Here is a 14,790-nt window from a genome sequence, read left to right as displayed (position 1 = left end):
GTCGGTTCCACCGCTCTGATCCTGCCGTCGCTTCTGTTGGATGTCACGGATGAGATCGTTGGGGCGTGCCACATCTTTGTTGACATTCATGTGCATAATGATCACCTCTGGTGCTCCTGATTGGGTCTCAAGACCTGTGTTCTGGCTTGATCTGTTTGTCATTGCTTTGCCCTTTGTTCTGCATCCGCCTAGATTCCTCTGGCAGCTCATTGATTCCGATTGACCATGGCCAACGTTGATGTGGCTTCGACCCAGAAGGCCCTGGACATGATCCAGTTGGCCCTGGGTCGTCGGGAAGACCATTACGGCGCCCCGGTCACGATCAAGGGCCAAGATCCCATCCTTGCCTCGCGTCACCGTTTCGGGGAGCTGATGGCCGCTGCCCAGGCCTCGCTCGGCATGGCCCTTGGCGACATCTGGGTGGCCCGCGGTGGTCAGCCCCAGAGCGTCACCACCGATGTGGAGCACGCCGTGCACCAGCACCACGGCATCGCCTTTCTACGCCAGAACGGCCACCAGATCGGATTCACGGATTATGGAAGTCCTGTGAGTTTTGATGATGCCGTTGGAGGCGAGTTCTATCCCACTAGGGATGGTCACTTCATTAAGTTTGAGTTGTTGTATCCCCGCCTGCGCGATGCGGTCTACCGCACCCTCCGCTGTGGCCCCACCCAGCGGGCTGTGGAGGCCGCGGTGATGCAGTGGAACGCCGAGGACCTGGAGCGTGCGATCCGCGAGGAGGGCGGTGCCGTCGGCGTTGTTCGCTCTCCAGATGTGTGGCGTGCCCACCCCGTAGGCGCCCGACTGGCGGCCAAGCCCGTCGTCGAGCTGACCAAGATCGGTGAGAGCGACCCGATCCCTTTGCCCGCTGGCTTGCCAAGCAACGGCAGGCCCCTGGCTGGGATCAAGGTGCTGGATTCCACCCATGTCATCGGTGGACCGATCACCGCCCGCACCCTGGCGGAGTTCGGCGCCGATGTGCTGCACCTGTCCCGCGTTGACTACCCGGATCACATGAACTGGCGCATGGAAACGGACATCGGCAAGCGGGCCGCCTACTGCGATTTCCGCAACACCGACGATCACCAGCAGTTCGCGCGCCTGCTGCAGGATGCGGATGTGTTCACCTGCTCCTATCTGAATCTCGACCAGAAGGGCATCTCACCGCGAACCCTGGCGGAGAGTCGTCCGGGGATCATCGCCCACGAACTGCGCTGCTTTGATTTCGAAGGTGAGTGGGCCAATTTCCGTGGCTTCGACATGCTTGCCGTCGCGGTGTCTGGCTATGTCGACGTGGAGGGGGCGGTCGACGCTCCGATGATGCCGGTCCAGGCGATCTTCGCCGACTACCTCGCGGGCTACGTCGGTGCGGCCGCCGTGGCCTCGGCCCTGCTGCGGCGGGCCGACGAAGGCGGCAGCTACCAGGTGCGCGTCTCGCTCACGCGCATGGCGATGTGGGCCCAGGAGGTCGGTCTGCTCGACGCGGCCGCCCTGGAGGGCTCCAAGGCCTGGGCCGATCTGGTCTGTCAGAGCGATTTGCCCCTGGCCAGCATCGACAGCCCCTTCGGCGAGATCACCTATCTGCCCAGCCTGATCGAGATGCCCGACCTGCGTCCCGGCTTCGAGCGTGGGCCCCAACCGCTGGGCTCCTCCCCCCTCAGCTGGGGCTAGACCCCCGGCTTCGTCTCTCCAGCACCCCACGCCCCCGTAGCCTCCAGGCGCCGCTGTCAACCCTGCGCCCATGCCCGCCCGTAACCTCTGGTCGGACGCCGGCGCCGCTACCGCCGTTGAGCGCTATGGCGCCGCCGGTGTCTCCGAGGCCCTGGCCCTGCGCACCTACACGGCGCGGCTGCTGGGGTCCGATCCGGATCTGGTACTGCACGGCGGCGGCAACACCTCGGTGAAAACGAGCGTCTCGGGGCTGCTGGGGGAAGCGATTCCGGTGCTGTGCGTCAAAGGCTCCGGCTGGGACCTGGCCACGATCGAGCCCCCCGGCCATCCCGCCGTGCGCCTGGAGCCCCTCGTGGCCCTGCGCGCCCTGGCGGCCCTGAGCGATGAGGACATGGTGGCCGCCCAGCGCCAGAACCTGATCGATCCGGCCGCCCCCAACCCCTCGGTGGAGGCGCTGCTGCATGCCTTCCTGCCCCACCCCTTCGTCGACCACACCCACTCGATTGCCCTGCTGGCACTCGCCGATCAACCCGACGCCGAAGCGGTCTGCCGGCGGATCTACGGCGATCGGGTGGCGATCGTGCCCTACGTGATGCCCGGTTTCGCCCTGGCCAAGGCGGCCGCGGAGGCCTACGAAGCGTCCGCGGCCCGGGCTGCCGCCCGCGGCCTGGAGCTGGAGGGGATGGTGCTGCTCCAGCACGGACTCTTCTCCTTTGGAGCCACGGCGAAGCAGAGCTACGGGCGGATGATCGCGCTGGTGGGGGAGGCCGAGCGCGCCCTGGACCAGGTGGAGCGCTCGTTCCAGCCACGTCCCCTGCCGAGCCCCGCCGCGCCTGCGGCGGCGTTGCTCCCGCTCTTGCGAGGGGCCCTCGGCCGGGCCGCCGGGGCCCAGGGTCTTGCCTGCCGTTGGCTGCTGGATCTGCGCGCCGATGGGCCCGCGCTGGCTGTGGTCAACGACCAGCGCCTGGCGGATTGGGCCAGCCGGGGCGTCGCCACCCCCGACCACGTGATCCGCACCAAGGCCCGCCCCCTGGTGCTGCCGCCCGCACCGCCCGCCGGAGATGCGGAAGCTCTTAGCGCCTGGGCCGCCGCCGCCGAGCAGGCCTTGGCCGCCTACATCTCGGAATATCAGGCTTACTTCGCGCGCCAGAACGCCCGCGTCGGCGGGATCAAAAAGGCGCTCGATCCCCTGCCGCGGGTGCTGGCCCTGCCGGGGCTGGGTCTGATCGGGGTGGGGGCCAGCGCCGTCGCCGCCTCCGTCACCGCCGACATCGCCGGCGCCTGGGCCGCCACCCTGCTGGCCGCCGAAGCCTTGGGCTCTTTTCGGCCCGTGGGCGAAGACGACACCTTCGACATGGAGTACTGGAGCCTGGAGCAGGCCAAGCTCGGCACGGGCTCCGAAAAACCCCTGGCCCGCCAGGTGGTGCTGGTCACCGGCGGGGCCGGCGGCATCGGCGCCGCCACCGCCCGGGCCTTCGCGGCCCAGGGGGCCGATCTGGTGGTGCTTGACCTCGATGGCGAAGGGGCAGGAGCCACGGCGGCCGCCTGCGGGCCGCTGGCCCTGGGCCTGGGGTGTGATGTCACCGATCCGGTGGCGGTGCGCGCCGCCATTGCCGCGGCCTGCGCCCACTTCGGTGGCCTCGACATCGTTGTCTCCAACGCCGGTGCCGCCTGGAGTGGCCCGATCGCCCAGCTCCCAGACGCCGACCTGCGCGCCAGCTTCGAGCTGAATTTCTTTGCCCATCAGCATGTGGCCCAGGCGGCGGTGGCGGTGTTCGAAGCCCAGGGCTTCGGCGGCCAGCTCTTGTTCAATGTCTCCAAGCAGGCCCTCAACCCGGGCCCCGCGTTCGGTGCCTACGGCATCGCCAAGGCGGCCCTGCTGGCCCTCATGCGCCAGTACTCCCTGGAGGGCGGATCCCAGGGGATCCGCGCCAACGGCCTCAACGCCGATCGCATCCGCTCCGGCCTGCTCGACGACACCATGATTCAAGAACGCGCCGCCGCCCGCGGCCTTACGGAGGAGGCCTACATGGGCGGCAATCTGCTCGGCCAGGAGGTGCGCGCCAGCGATGTGGCAGGCGCCTTCGTGGCTTTGGCCCGTATGGAGCGCACCACCGGCGCCCTGCTCACCGTCGATGGCGGCAACGTGGCGGCGATGGTTCGTTGAACGCAAGCAACCGCGGGCGCCCTCAGGCCCGTCGGGCCAGCCACAGCCCCAGGCTGATCCAGATCAGCACCAGCACCAGGCAGAGGGCCGTCCAGGCCGGCAGCCCGATGTTCATCACCGCCAGCGGTGCCCCCACGGTGATCACGCCTCCGGCGATCAGGGGCTGCAGGATCAGCTGCTTGATCGAGAACGCCGGCAGGGCGTCGGAGGCATCGGCGGGGTCGGACATGCGCAGCAGCAACAATCCGCTCGCGGCTACCCCCGTGCCCTGGCCGAACTCCACAATCCCGCGCTCGAACCAGGGGGCCGGCAGGATCCGTGGCGCCAGCAGCAGCAGCACCCCGAGGTTCCAGAGCAGCCCCGCCGCCGCCAACACTGTCAGCGGCAGCCAGTCGTGGCGCAACAGCGAGAGGTCAAGGCAGGCGGTGGCCGCCGTGATCAACAGATCCGCCGCCAGGGTGCTCACCAGGCTCTGAATCGGCGCGGAGGTCCAGTGCCCCTTGCCCGTCTTCTCCAGCACCAGCCGCACCAGCAGCGAACCCGCCAGAGCCAGCGGGAACACCGGCAGGGCATCGATCACCAGCTTGAAGCCACCCCCCAGCTGATCCGCCAGCCAGCCCAGGGAGGCCCAGAGCGAATAACCCACGACCACCGCCACCCCGGTGAGGGCCAGGTTCACGGCCCAGCGCTCGGCCGGTCCTTTGAAAGGTGTGGCGTGCGGCGCTGGCGGGGCCGGCTCTGGGGGCTCCGGCGCCCATCCTGGGGTCGGCGCCGCGCCTGCCGCCACCCCTGGTTCCATGGGCTCCTGCCGGTCCGCCAGCAGCCAGCCCCGGCCGCGCCCCAGCACCACTACCAGCCCGCCCACCACCGTGGCCGCCAGCAGCCCCACCGTGGACAGCGCCAGCCCCAGGGCCTCTCCCCCGGGGAAGCCAAGGTCGGCATAGATCGGCCCCATTGCCGCCGCCGAGCCGTGGCCGCCCTCGTAGGCCACCTCGATCAGCACCCCCATCAGCGGATGCACCCCCAGCCAGGGTTGCAGCAGCAGCAGCACCGCCAGGCCCGCCACCAGGTACTGGCCAAAGGCGATCGTGAGCGCCATCAGCACCTGGGCCGACAGCGGCCGCCACAATCCGCCTGGGTTGGGCAGCGGCTTGCCCAGCAGCAGGCAGGCGAACACCAGTGTGAGCAGCGCCGTGGGCAGCTCCGCCCACAGGGCAATCACGGGCTCGGGCACCAGCGGCACCAGGCCCGTGGGGGCCACCGCCAGCCCGATCGTTCCGGCCAGCAGGGCCTCGGGGATGCCCAGCAGATGCAACCCCAAGGCGTTGCCCAGCAGCCGCCCCAGCGCCAGGAGCCCGGCCAGCCCGGCCACCGCCACCAGCACGGTGACCCCCCAGTCGTGCCAGAGCGCCAGGAGCATCGGGGCGAGATCGTTCATCAAAGGCCGGGAAGGTCGAGCGGAAGGAGGTTGAACTGACGGCGGAAGAAGGCTTCGGTGGCCACCAGCACCTGGCGTTGCACCCCACCGCTGCGGAAGCCGTGGCCCTCTTCAGGAAACAGGTGCACCTCCGCCCTGATGCCGTTCGCCCGCAAAGCGGCGGCCATGCGCTCGGTCTGCGCGGGGGGAACCACCTGATCGTTGAGACCTTGGAAGAAGATCACAGGGCAGCCGATGCGATCCGCGTGCTCCAGGGGTGAGCGCTGCAGGTACAGGGCCTGCGATTCCGGCCAGGGGCCCACCAACCCATCGAGATAGCGCGCCTCGAAGCGGTGTGTCTCCGTGGCCATCGCCGTCAGATCAGCCACGGCGTAGCGGCAGGCCCCGGCCCGGAACACGTCGGTGAAGCAGAGGGCCGCCAGCACCGTGAAGCCCGCCGCGCTGCCGCCTTCGATGGCGATCCGCTCAGGGTCGGCCTTGCCCGCCGCCACCAGGGCCAGGGCGGCGGCGGCGCAGTCGGCCACATCCACCACGCCCCATTGGCCATCGAGCCGCTCGCGGTAGGCGCGCCCGAAGCCCGTTGAGCCGCCGTAGTTCACATCCACCACTCCCCACCCCCGCGACGTCCAGTAGGGGATCACGGGGTTCAGGCCCGTGCGCGCCATGGCCGTGGGGCCGCTGTGCCCCCTCACCAGCAGCGGTGTACTGGGCTGGGCGCCCCCGATGGGCGGGTGGTACCAGGCGTGGGTGGGCGCGTTGCCGTAGCCCGCGAACCAGAGGGGCTCGGGTGGGCTGATCAGTTCCGCCGGCAAGACCTCGACCGCCACGGGGCAGTGGCTCCAGCGGCCCGTGGCCAGCTCCAGCTCCAGCAGGCCCTGGCCCACCGTGGGGCCGCTGGCGAGGCAGGCCAGTCGGCCTTCTTCGGCGACGACTTGGCCCAGGTCGTCGAAGGGCAGATTGAGGGGCTGCCAGAGGCCATCCGCCCCGGGGTCTTCGGGCAGCGCAAGGCGCCCCAGCTCCCAGCGGCCCTGCCGGCAGGCGGCGGCCACCAGATGCTCCCCGTCCCAGGCGGTGGTGGCCATGCCGTAGACCCACTGGGGCAGGGCGAACTCAGCTTCCAGCGGCAGCAGCCGCTGCCATGGGGTGTGTCCCACCTTCCGTTGGTCGGCCTCCGCCAGCCGTTCCAGGTTCCACCAGCCGCTGCGGTCGTTGGCCACCACCAGATCCCCGTTGGGCAGCCACAGGGGCTGGAACACGGACACCCCCTGGGGGTCCGCCGAACCCGATCCAGCGATCACACGGGCCTCCACCAGGGCGCCGCTGGCTTCGAATCGGCCCAGCCAAAGCTGGCTGCGCTCCCAGGGCATGAACGGTTGCTGCCACTCCACCCACGCCAGCTGCCGGCCGGAGGGGCTGAGCACCGCGTACCCACAGAAGTCGGCGGGCGCATGCAGCGGCACCGGTTCGCCCCCCGCCAGGTCCACCGCCACCAGCCGATCGCGCCCCCCGGACTCCATCACACCGATCCAGCGCCGACGGGCGCCATCGATCAGGCCATCGGCGAAGGCGCGCGCGCCCGGCGCGGTGAGCCGTCGGGGCTCTGGGGCCGGCTGGACCTGGCCCGCAACGGGACCGCCCCTGGAGGCTGGGCCCAGATCCAGGCGCCAGAGGCAGCGGTCGCCGTCGTGGACGAACACCAGCAAGGGCTCTGGCTTTCCGCCGCCTCCCCTCCCCTCGCCGAGTGCGTACACCCCGCCGCCGTAGTCATGGACGCGGCTGCGCAGGTTCCACTCTCCCGGGGTCAGCTCCAGCGGCTCGGCGCCGGGGCACCCTCGGGTCAGCAGGGTGGTGCGTCCCTGCTCCTGGGGCCGTTGCTCCAACCAGAACAGCCGACCCGCGTGCCAACGGGGTTCCTTGAGTGCAGGGTCGCTTCCCACCACGCGTTCCGCCGGCAGGGGCGCCAGCGCAGCACGGGAGGTGGCCGCTGGCCTGGCCGCATCGCTCAACTGGCCCTCCGGCATGGCTCCTACAATCGACCCATCGTTTCAGGTGGTGTCGTGGCCAGCCTCTTCGCCCAGATGGCCCGCACCGCGGAGCAGACCAACCGGGGCGTGCAGGTGTCCAAAGAACCCCTCGACACCCCGCCCCTGCGCATCCACACCCTTGGTGATCAGGCCCTGCGCGCCCCCGCCAGGCGCATCAGCAAGGTGGATGACGCGGTACGGGAGCTGACCAGGGACATGTTGCTGAGCATGTACGCCGCCCGCGGCATCGGCCTGGCCGCCCCCCAGGTGGGTGTCAACAAGCAACTGCTGGTGATCGATCTGGATCTGGAGAATGCCGCCACCCCTCCCCTGGTGCTGATCAACCCCGAGATCACCGCCGCCAGCGCCGCGCTCGAAACCTATGAGGAAGGTTGCCTCAGTATTCCTGGGGTTTACCTCAACGTCGTCCGTCCGGCTGCCGTGGAGGTCAGCTTCCGCGATGAGCAGGGCCGCCCCCGTCGCCTCAAGACCGACGGGCTGCTGGCCCGCTGCATTCTCCACGAGATGGACCACCTCACCGGGGTGCTGTTCGTCGATCGCGTCACCGATGAGCTGAGCCTCAATGAGGAATTGCAGCAGAAGGGTTTCGATCGCGCCCATGTGCGCTCCCTTCGCTGAGATCCCATGCCGATGAATCCCCTGGCTGGGTTGTTTCTGGCCCTGGCCTGCGTGCTCGGCATCGCCGCCACCGGATCGGTGTTTGAGCTGGCCTACGGCGATCCGGATCTGGGGGTCAACCTGACCCGTTTGATCCTGGGACTCAGCCTTCCCGGCACGGCCCTCAGCCTGCTGGTCGCAATTCGTCTCAACAAGCCGGCCTGACCCCCCTGGCGCCTGGCGGGAGCACTTCTACGATCTCCCCAATGCCATCGCTGTTGTCGTGAAGTACACCGTTCATTCCCCACGCCTCGCCCTGGCCACGGCCGTTCTGGCGGCCGGATTCGCCGGCTCTGGCGTCCCGACGGCCCAGGCTCAGCCTGCCCAGGGGTCAGCTCCTGCCGTTTCGGCTCCCTCCCCTGCGCTGCCTGCCGCCAAGGCCCCTGCCCCTGCCAAGCCACTGTCCACCGCTGCGCCTCAAGCCGCCTTGGAGGCCGCTCCCCCAACGGTGAAAACCCCGCCGGTGGCCGTCTCCCAGGGGGCCATGTTCGATGCCCGTGAGGTCATACAGGACCGCTTCATCCTGGTGGCGGCGCCGATCGGCAAGGGAGAGCGCGCCCAACTGAACATCTATGAGCAGGTCAGCAACCGTCGTCCCTGCTACGTCACCGTCGGGGCCTCCCCCGCCCAGGTGGATCCGCTGTTGGGCCGGTTTGATTTCACCGGCATCTGCAACCGCTACATCGACGGCAACGGCTATTCTCTGCGCGTCGGCGGCAGCGATCTGGGCACCGTCTACCGCCTGGGCGTGGTGCGCCAGGCCAACGACACGTTGCTGATCGCCTCCCCGACCAAATCCAATCCAGGGCCTGAGATGGTGGTGGCGCGCACCGGCGGCGCTGGTTCCGGCTTCCTGTTGTTGGTGCCTGAGCCCGGCTGGAAAGTGATGCGTCGGCACTTCGGCACCCGCGCCCTCGGCCACGTCTATGTCTACCGCGACTCCTGGCCCAGCGAAGCGCTCACCCAGCAGCCCCAGCAAGCACCTGTGCCCCCCAGCCTCCCCGCCAGCTGAGGGCCCCGGAAGGGCACTTGCTACCATCGTTCCTCCAGGCCTTATTCCTGCTTCATGACCCAGGTCACCGTCGGCGAAAACGAAGGAATCGAATCCGCCCTGCGCCGCTTCAAGCGCCAGGTGTCGAAGGCGGGTATCTTCGCCGACCTCAAGCGCCTACGTCACCACGAGACGCCCGTCGAGAAGTACAAGCGCAAAGCCCAGCAGCGCCGTCGTCGCCGCTGAATCCAGCTGGCCTTTCCGGACATTCCCTCTGCTGCGAACAAGTGTTTGCACCCATCCCTACAAGGGTCTGGCGCGAGCAGCATGGAGGTGTCCCCTGGGGCCTCGCCATGCGTCATTTCTTTCGCGACCTCACCAGCTGGTGGGCGGCCGCCATGGGCTACACCTTCGGTCAGCCCCACCCCCGGGAAACACCACCACCGCCGTTGGTGGGGGTTCAGCCCTACCGCGACCATCCCAGCCGTCCCTGAGCCCACCCCTGAATCGTCCCAGGGCGGGCCGCTCAGAGGCGATCGAAGGAGCGGAAGGTGAGGGCTTCGCCCACTGCTTCCGCTTGGATGCTGGCCTCGCCCCTGAGATCAGCGATCGTGCGCGCCACCCGCAGCAAGCGCTCGGCGGCGCGGGCGCTGAGGCGTCGCTGACGGATCGCCCCCTCCCATAGCCCCAGGGCCTGGGGGGCCAAGCGGCTGTGGCGGCGAAGGTCAGCGCCGCCTAACTGGCTGTTGGCGCAGCCACCAGGGTTGCGCTCGGCCATGCGTGCGCGCGCCCTCTGCACGCGTTCGGCCACCGCTTGCGTGGCTTCGTTCTGGAGTGGTGACGCGCCCCCTGCCGAGCGCTTGCGGGATCCAAAGTCGGCCACCAGTTGCTCCGCGGCAAGCCGGCGCACAATCACCTGCAGATCGATCCGATCCAGCAGCGGCCCCGACAACCGCGACCAGTAGCGCAGGCGCCGCTCTTCCCCGCAGCGGCAGGGGCGCTCCGGGTCCCCGAACCAGCCGCAGGGGCAAGGGTTCGTGGCCGCCACCAGGGCCACCTGAGCCGGGAAGCGGCTGCGCTGGCGGGTGCGGCTGATCCACACCTCCCCTTCCTCGAGGGGCTGACGTAGCTGGTCGAGCACATCGCGGCGGAACTCCGCCAGCTCATCGAGGAACAGCACCCCGTGGTGGGCCAGCGACAGTTCCCCAGGCCGGGGGATGACACCACCGCCAATCAGGGCCGCCCCGGAGCAGCCGTGGTGAGGAGCGCGAAAGGGCCGCTGGCGCAGCAGGCTGCCATGGCCGCCCAGCAGCCCCGCCACGGAATAGAGCTGGGTCAGCTCGAGCATCTCCTGCTGTTCCAGGGGCGGCAGCAGCCCCGGCAGTCGCCGGGCCAGCATGGTCTTGCCGCTCCCTGGCGGGCCAACGAGCAGCAGGTGATGGCCCCCCGCGGCGGCGATCTCCAGGGCCCGGCGGCCGTGGGGCTGGCCTTTCACATCGACCAGATCCAGGGGCGGCGGCCCCCCCAGGGCCGGCAGGGGCCTGCAGGGGCTGGCCCGGGCGGGATCCGCCAGCAGCGCCACCACCTGGGCCAGGCTCTCGGCGCACCACACCTTGAGCCCCTTCACCAGGGTGGCCTCGGCGCCGTTGGCGGCTGGCAGCACCAGGGCCCGGGCCCCGCAGCGCCGGGCGGCCAGGGCGAGGGCCAGGGCCCCACGCACGGGCCGCAGGCGCCCATCGAGGCCCAGTTCGCCCGCACACCAGATCCCCCCCAGCTGCTCCGGCGGCAGCTGGGCGCTGGCCACCATCAGCCCCAGGGCTATGGGCAGATCGAAGGCCGGGCCCTCCTTGCGCAGATCCGCCGGCGCCAGGTTCACCACCACCCGGGTGAGGGGCACCCGGAAACCGCCGTTACGCAGGGCGGCCCGCACCCGCTCTCGTGATTCCTGCACGGCCACATCCGCCAGCCCCACGATCGACAGCCCCGGCAGCCCTGGGGCGATGTCCACCTCCACGCTCACCTCGACCCCGTCGAGGCCCTGGAGGGCGGCTCCGCTGCACCGTGCCAGCATCGATTGATCAAGAGGGAACACCCCGTCAGTTCCCCCACCTGTCCCACCGCCCGCCGCCCCGGCGCCATGGCCGACCCCAGCTCCACCCCTGAGAACGCTCCAGCGGACACGATCTTCGGCCGCATCCTGCGCGGCGAGATCCCCTGCGATCCGGTCCACAGCGATGAGCTGTGCCTGGCCTTCCGCGATGTGAACCCCCAGGCACCCGTCCACGTGCTGGTGATCCCGCGCAAGCCACTGGTGAACCTGGCGGAGGCTACCGGCGCCGACGCCCCCCTGCTGGGGCATCTTTTGCTGGTGGCGGCGAAGGTGGCCAGCGCCGAGGGGCTGGGCGGCTGGCGCACGGTGATCAACAGTGGCGTCGAGGCGGGCCAGACCGTGTTTCATCTGCACGTGCACGTGATCGGTGGCCGCCCCCTGGCCTGGCCGCCGGGGTAGCGCGGGTCGCTCCGTGGTGCACCTCTAGCGGCGACAATGGCCCGACCTGCACCGGTCCATGGGTCCCCTGAAAGCCTTCCGCGACCAGCTCGGCAAACTGCGGCGCCTGGCCCAGCCCTATTTCCTTCCGGTGGAGGACACCAGCCCCTGGCAGTTCCTGCTCCTGGTGCTCGCTCTGCTGGCGGTGGTGGTGGGTCTCACCCTGCTGCTGCTCACGGGCACCGTGGCACTCAGCGGTGTTTTGATTCCAGGCCTGCGCGACCGTTTCCTGCCGGGTGTACCCCAGCAGGTGGCCGCCCTCTGGTCCGGCCCGATTGGCCCAGGAGTCTCCGTGGCCTTCGTGGCCGGTTGGCTGGTGTTCGGCACCCAGCGGGCCAAATTGCGCCAGGGACGCTGGCTGCCTTGGGTGCTGCTGGCGGTGATCACCTTGTTGATCCTGGTGATCAACGGCATCAACGTCGGCATCAGTTTCATCGCCCGCAACGTCGACAACACCCTGGTGGCCTACGACCAGGACGGCTTCTGGAAGACGGTGGCGATCTACGCCTTCTGCCTGGTGCTGGCCCTGCCGATCCGAGCGATTCAGAGCTACCTGATCCCCAAGCTCGGTCTGCTCTGGCGGGAGTGGTTGAGCGGGCGACTGCTGGTTCGTTACCTCTCGAACCGCGCCTACTATGTTCTCAATCCGAACGACGAGTCGTTCTCGGAGATCGACAATCCCGACCAGCGGATCTCCCAGGACACGGCCAGTTTCACAAGTACCTCACTCAGTGTCACGGTGGAGATCCTCTCCGCTCTGCTGACTTTCTTCAGCTTCATCATCGTGCTCTGGAGTATCAACTCCAAGCTCGCGCTCTTGCTCCTGGCCTACTCAGTGCTCGGAACAGGATTGGTGGTGTTCGCCAGCCGCAAGCTGGTGAATCTCAATTTCCTGCAGCTGAAGTTGGAGGCCGATTTTCGCTACGGCCTTGTCCACATCCGTGACAACGCTGAATCGATTGCTTTCTACCGCGGCGAACAGCAGGAGGGCCAGGAGGCGGAAAGGCGGCTGGGTGGAGCGATCCGTAACTACAACAGCTTGATCATCTGGGAAGCGATGATCCAGGTGATCCAGCGCTCCTACGACTACTTCTCTCGCTTTTTGCCCTGGCTCGTGATCGCTCCGATCTACTTCGCCAAGGAGGTGGATTTCGGTGTTTTTGGCCAGGCCAGCATCGCCTTCTCCCAGGTGCTGTTCTCGGTCAGCTACATCGTCAACAACGTTGATCGACTCGCGGCCTTCTCCGCCAGCATCAGCCGCCTCGAGGGCTTCCAGGGCAAGGTCGAGGAGATCGCCTCCCGTTCGGGCAGTGAGGCGGCCACGGCCCTGGCAGCCGCCTCCGCTGGCCCACCTGCTGACGCGATCGTGGTTCAGCACGTGGACCTGGTCCCCCCTGGCAGCGGCCGGGTGCTGATCCACGATTTGAGCGTTGAGGTGACCCCACGGGAACGGCTGTTGGTGGTGGGGCCCAGTGGCTGCGGCAAGACGTCCTTCCTGAGGCTGGTGAGCGGTCTGTGGGTACCGGCGGCGGGCAGCGTCCAGCGGCCGCCCCAGGCCGATCTGCTGTTCATTCCTCAGAAGCCGTACATGATCCTGGGCAGCCTGCGGGAGCAGCTCTGCTATCCGCTCAATCCGGAACGGTTCAGCGACGATCACCTGCGGAACGTGCTCGAGGAGGTGCGGCTGGGCGAGCTGGTGAGCCGGTATCCCAACCTCGACATCAAGCTGGATTGGCCGCGCCTGCTCTCGCTGGGGGAGCAACAGCGTCTGGCCTTCGCCCGCCTGCTGCTGAACTCCCCCCGCTTCGTGGTGCTTGATGAGGCGACCAGCGCCCTGGATGTCAACACCGAGCGCCACCTCTACGCCCTGCTCAGGGAGCGGGAAATGGCCTTCGTGAGTGTGGGTCACCGCCCTACCCTGGCCGATTTCCACAGCCGCGTGCTCGCCCTCGACGGCAGTGGCGGCTGGAAGCTGGTGCCCGCCGCCGACCATGACTTCACCCAAACCTGACCCCCCATGAGTTTCTCCCCTCGATCGGCATCCGAGCCTTCCCCCACCTCTCCGGAGCCCCCGCTCACCAGTGCCACCACCGACGATGTGCCCGCCTTCGGCTGGAGTGCCTACGCCGAGCGTGTCAACGGTCGTTTTGCCATGCTCGGTTTCGCGGCCGTGCTGGTGATTGAAGCCCTCAGTCATCAGAGTTTCCTGCGCTGGGCGGGCCTGGTGCCTTCCTGACCAGGGCCACCAGGTCCCTGCTCAGGGCAGCTCGATCAGGTCCACCTGCCAAAGTCCACCTCGACTCACCTGCACCGCAAGCAGGCGCCCGTCGCCATTGAGCTGCACCTGGCGGGGCACCCCCGCCGGCTCCATGGGTATGGGCTGCAGGGCCTGCACGCTGCGGCGATAGAGCACCAGCTCGGTGCGCCCATCGAGCTGGCGCACGAGCGCCAGACGTTCGCCGCGGCCATCGACGCTGACACTCAGGGGCTGGGCGTCGGGACGGTTGAGCCCCGGCAGGGGCACAGGTGCCCCGCGGCTGAGGTCCACCAGCTCCACCCGCTCGCGGCCGGCGCGGCCGCTGATCCACGCCAGCCAGTCGAGGCCCAGGGAAGGGCTGCGGCCGCTACCGGCCCGCTGCAGTTGGCCATTGAGGCCACCCATGGGCTGGAGCGGTGCGCCACCGCAGCCCGCCAGCAGCACCACCAGTGCCATGGTCGCCAGGGCTGAGCTGCTGTGGGCCCGTTTCAAGGCCGCCCAGCTCCTGGAGAAGACGGCCCACCCAGGGCCTGGCCCGGAGCCAGATCCGGCTCCAGCAGGGCGCTGAGATCGAAGACCTCCACCTGCGACCGTCCCTGGTCCAGAAGTTCCAGGGCGATGCGGCGGCCATCGGGGGCCAGGCTAAGGCGCTCTGGCTCCAGGTCGCCGGGCAAATAGAGCGGATGGCGCGCACCGGTTGCCCGGTCTTCAATCAGGGCCAGGCGCCTGGTGCCCTGCTGCACCACCACCGCGAGATAGCGGCCGTTCCAGCTCAAGGACGGGGAGCTATGGGGCTGCTGGCCGCCCAGGTGGCGCAGGGACAACAATCGGCCGCTCTGGCGTTCCTGCAGCAGCACCGTGCGACGGCCCCCGCGTTCCACCACGCTCGCCAGGTAGCGGCCATCGCCGCTGAGGGCGGGGTCTTCGCGGCCTTCAATTCCCAGCCCCAACGGCGCCGCCGCCTGGCGCTGCACACCTCCCAGAAGCCCGCAGCCAGAAAGGCCAATTGCCAGGGC

At 69.0% G+C, this 14,790-nt stretch carries 15 protein-coding genes; 10 read left to right on the top strand and 5 right to left on the bottom strand.

Annotated elements, in window-relative coordinates:
* Positions 1–225: 225 nt before the first annotated feature.
* Complete coding sequence (locus KBY88_RS14160) at positions 226–1,671, top strand: CoA transferase (protein ID WP_254940586.1); 1,446 nt, start codon at positions 226–228, stop codon at positions 1,669–1,671.
* Positions 1,672–1,741: 70 nt separating this feature from the next.
* Complete coding sequence (locus KBY88_RS14155) at positions 1,742–3,838, top strand: bifunctional aldolase/short-chain dehydrogenase (RefSeq protein WP_254940585.1); 2,097 nt, start codon at positions 1,742–1,744, stop codon at positions 3,836–3,838.
* Between the two features lie 22 nt (positions 3,839–3,860).
* Here the strand turns inward: KBY88_RS14155 and KBY88_RS14150 are convergent, their stop codons facing one another.
* Together KBY88_RS14150 and KBY88_RS14145 are read right to left on the bottom strand one after the other, a co-directional pair.
* Complete coding sequence (locus KBY88_RS14150; RefSeq protein ID WP_254940584.1) at positions 3,861–5,276, bottom strand: sodium/glutamate symporter family protein; 1,416 nt, start codon at positions 5,274–5,276, stop codon at positions 3,861–3,863.
* Positions 5,276–7,297 carry a S9 family peptidase gene (locus KBY88_RS14145; RefSeq protein WP_254940583.1) on the bottom strand — a complete coding sequence of 674 codons (2,022 nt, stop codon included), beginning with the start codon at positions 7,295–7,297 and terminating at the stop codon, positions 5,276–5,278. Before KBY88_RS14145 ends, KBY88_RS14150 begins: the two co-directional genes overlap by 1 nt.
* A 36-nt stretch (positions 7,298–7,333) precedes the next feature.
* Between KBY88_RS14145 and def the strand changes: the two genes are divergently transcribed.
* The 5 genes from def to KBY88_RS14115 all read left to right on the top strand — a co-directional run bounded on the left by def (position 7,334) and on the right by KBY88_RS14115 (position 9,463).
* Positions 7,334–7,939, top strand: coding sequence for a peptide deformylase (def, locus tag KBY88_RS14140; protein ID WP_254940582.1), 606 nt, complete (start codon positions 7,334–7,336; stop codon positions 7,937–7,939).
* 6 nt (positions 7,940–7,945) lie between these two features.
* Positions 7,946–8,143, top strand: coding sequence for a hypothetical protein (locus tag KBY88_RS14135; protein ID WP_254940581.1), 198 nt, complete (start codon positions 7,946–7,948; stop codon positions 8,141–8,143).
* 58 nt (positions 8,144–8,201) lie between these two features.
* On the top strand, positions 8,202–8,990 hold the full coding sequence (locus KBY88_RS14125; RefSeq protein WP_396103232.1) for a DUF3747 domain-containing protein: 789 nt from the start codon (positions 8,202–8,204) through the stop codon (positions 8,988–8,990).
* Between the two features lie 54 nt (positions 8,991–9,044).
* Positions 9,045–9,215 (top strand): 30S ribosomal protein S21, encoded by a 171-nt coding sequence (rpsU, locus tag KBY88_RS14120; RefSeq protein WP_010304532.1) that lies wholly within the window; start codon positions 9,045–9,047, stop codon positions 9,213–9,215.
* A gap of 107 nt (positions 9,216–9,322) precedes the next feature.
* Positions 9,323–9,463, top strand: a complete 141-nt coding sequence (locus KBY88_RS14115) for a hypothetical protein (RefSeq protein WP_254940580.1) — start codon at positions 9,323–9,325, stop codon at positions 9,461–9,463.
* 32 nt (positions 9,464–9,495) lie between these two features.
* Here the strand turns inward: KBY88_RS14115 and KBY88_RS14110 are convergent, their stop codons facing one another.
* A complete protein-coding gene (locus KBY88_RS14110) occupies positions 9,496–11,040 on the bottom strand; it encodes a YifB family Mg chelatase-like AAA ATPase (protein WP_254940579.1) in 1,545 nt (514 codons plus the stop codon).
* A 66-nt stretch (positions 11,041–11,106) separates the two neighbouring features.
* Between KBY88_RS14110 and KBY88_RS14105 the strand changes: the two genes are divergently transcribed.
* From KBY88_RS14105 to KBY88_RS14095, 3 genes are read left to right on the top strand one after another with little or no spacing between them, the layout of a single operon-like run.
* Positions 11,107–11,478 (top strand): histidine triad nucleotide-binding protein, encoded by a 372-nt coding sequence (locus KBY88_RS14105; RefSeq protein ID WP_254940578.1) that lies wholly within the window; start codon positions 11,107–11,109, stop codon positions 11,476–11,478.
* 58 nt (positions 11,479–11,536) lie between these two features.
* Positions 11,537–13,528 (top strand): ABC transporter ATP-binding protein/permease, encoded by a 1,992-nt coding sequence (locus KBY88_RS14100; protein WP_254940577.1) that lies wholly within the window; start codon positions 11,537–11,539, stop codon positions 13,526–13,528.
* Between the two features lie 6 nt (positions 13,529–13,534).
* Positions 13,535–13,753, top strand: coding sequence for a CAB/ELIP/HLIP family chlorophyll-binding protein (locus KBY88_RS14095; RefSeq protein ID WP_254940576.1), 219 nt, complete (start codon positions 13,535–13,537; stop codon positions 13,751–13,753).
* Positions 13,754–13,774: 21 nt separating this feature from the next.
* On the opposite strand, the gene KBY88_RS14090 is transcribed toward KBY88_RS14095, so the two are convergent.
* Positions 13,775–14,230 carry a TolB family protein gene (locus tag KBY88_RS14090; protein WP_254940611.1) on the bottom strand — a complete coding sequence of 152 codons (456 nt, stop codon included), beginning with the start codon at positions 14,228–14,230 and terminating at the stop codon, positions 13,775–13,777.
* Positions 14,231–14,262: 32 nt separating this feature from the next.
* A complete protein-coding gene (locus KBY88_RS14085; protein WP_261348881.1) occupies positions 14,263–14,757 on the bottom strand; it encodes a TolB family protein in 495 nt (164 codons plus the stop codon).
* Between the last annotated feature and the right edge of the window lie 33 nt (positions 14,758–14,790).

It is taken from the genome of Cyanobium sp. Morenito 9A2 (assembly GCF_024345575.1).
Lineage (GTDB): Bacteria > Cyanobacteriota > Cyanobacteriia > PCC-6307 > Cyanobiaceae > ATX-6F1.
This window is presented reverse-complemented; position numbering and strand designations above follow the sequence as displayed.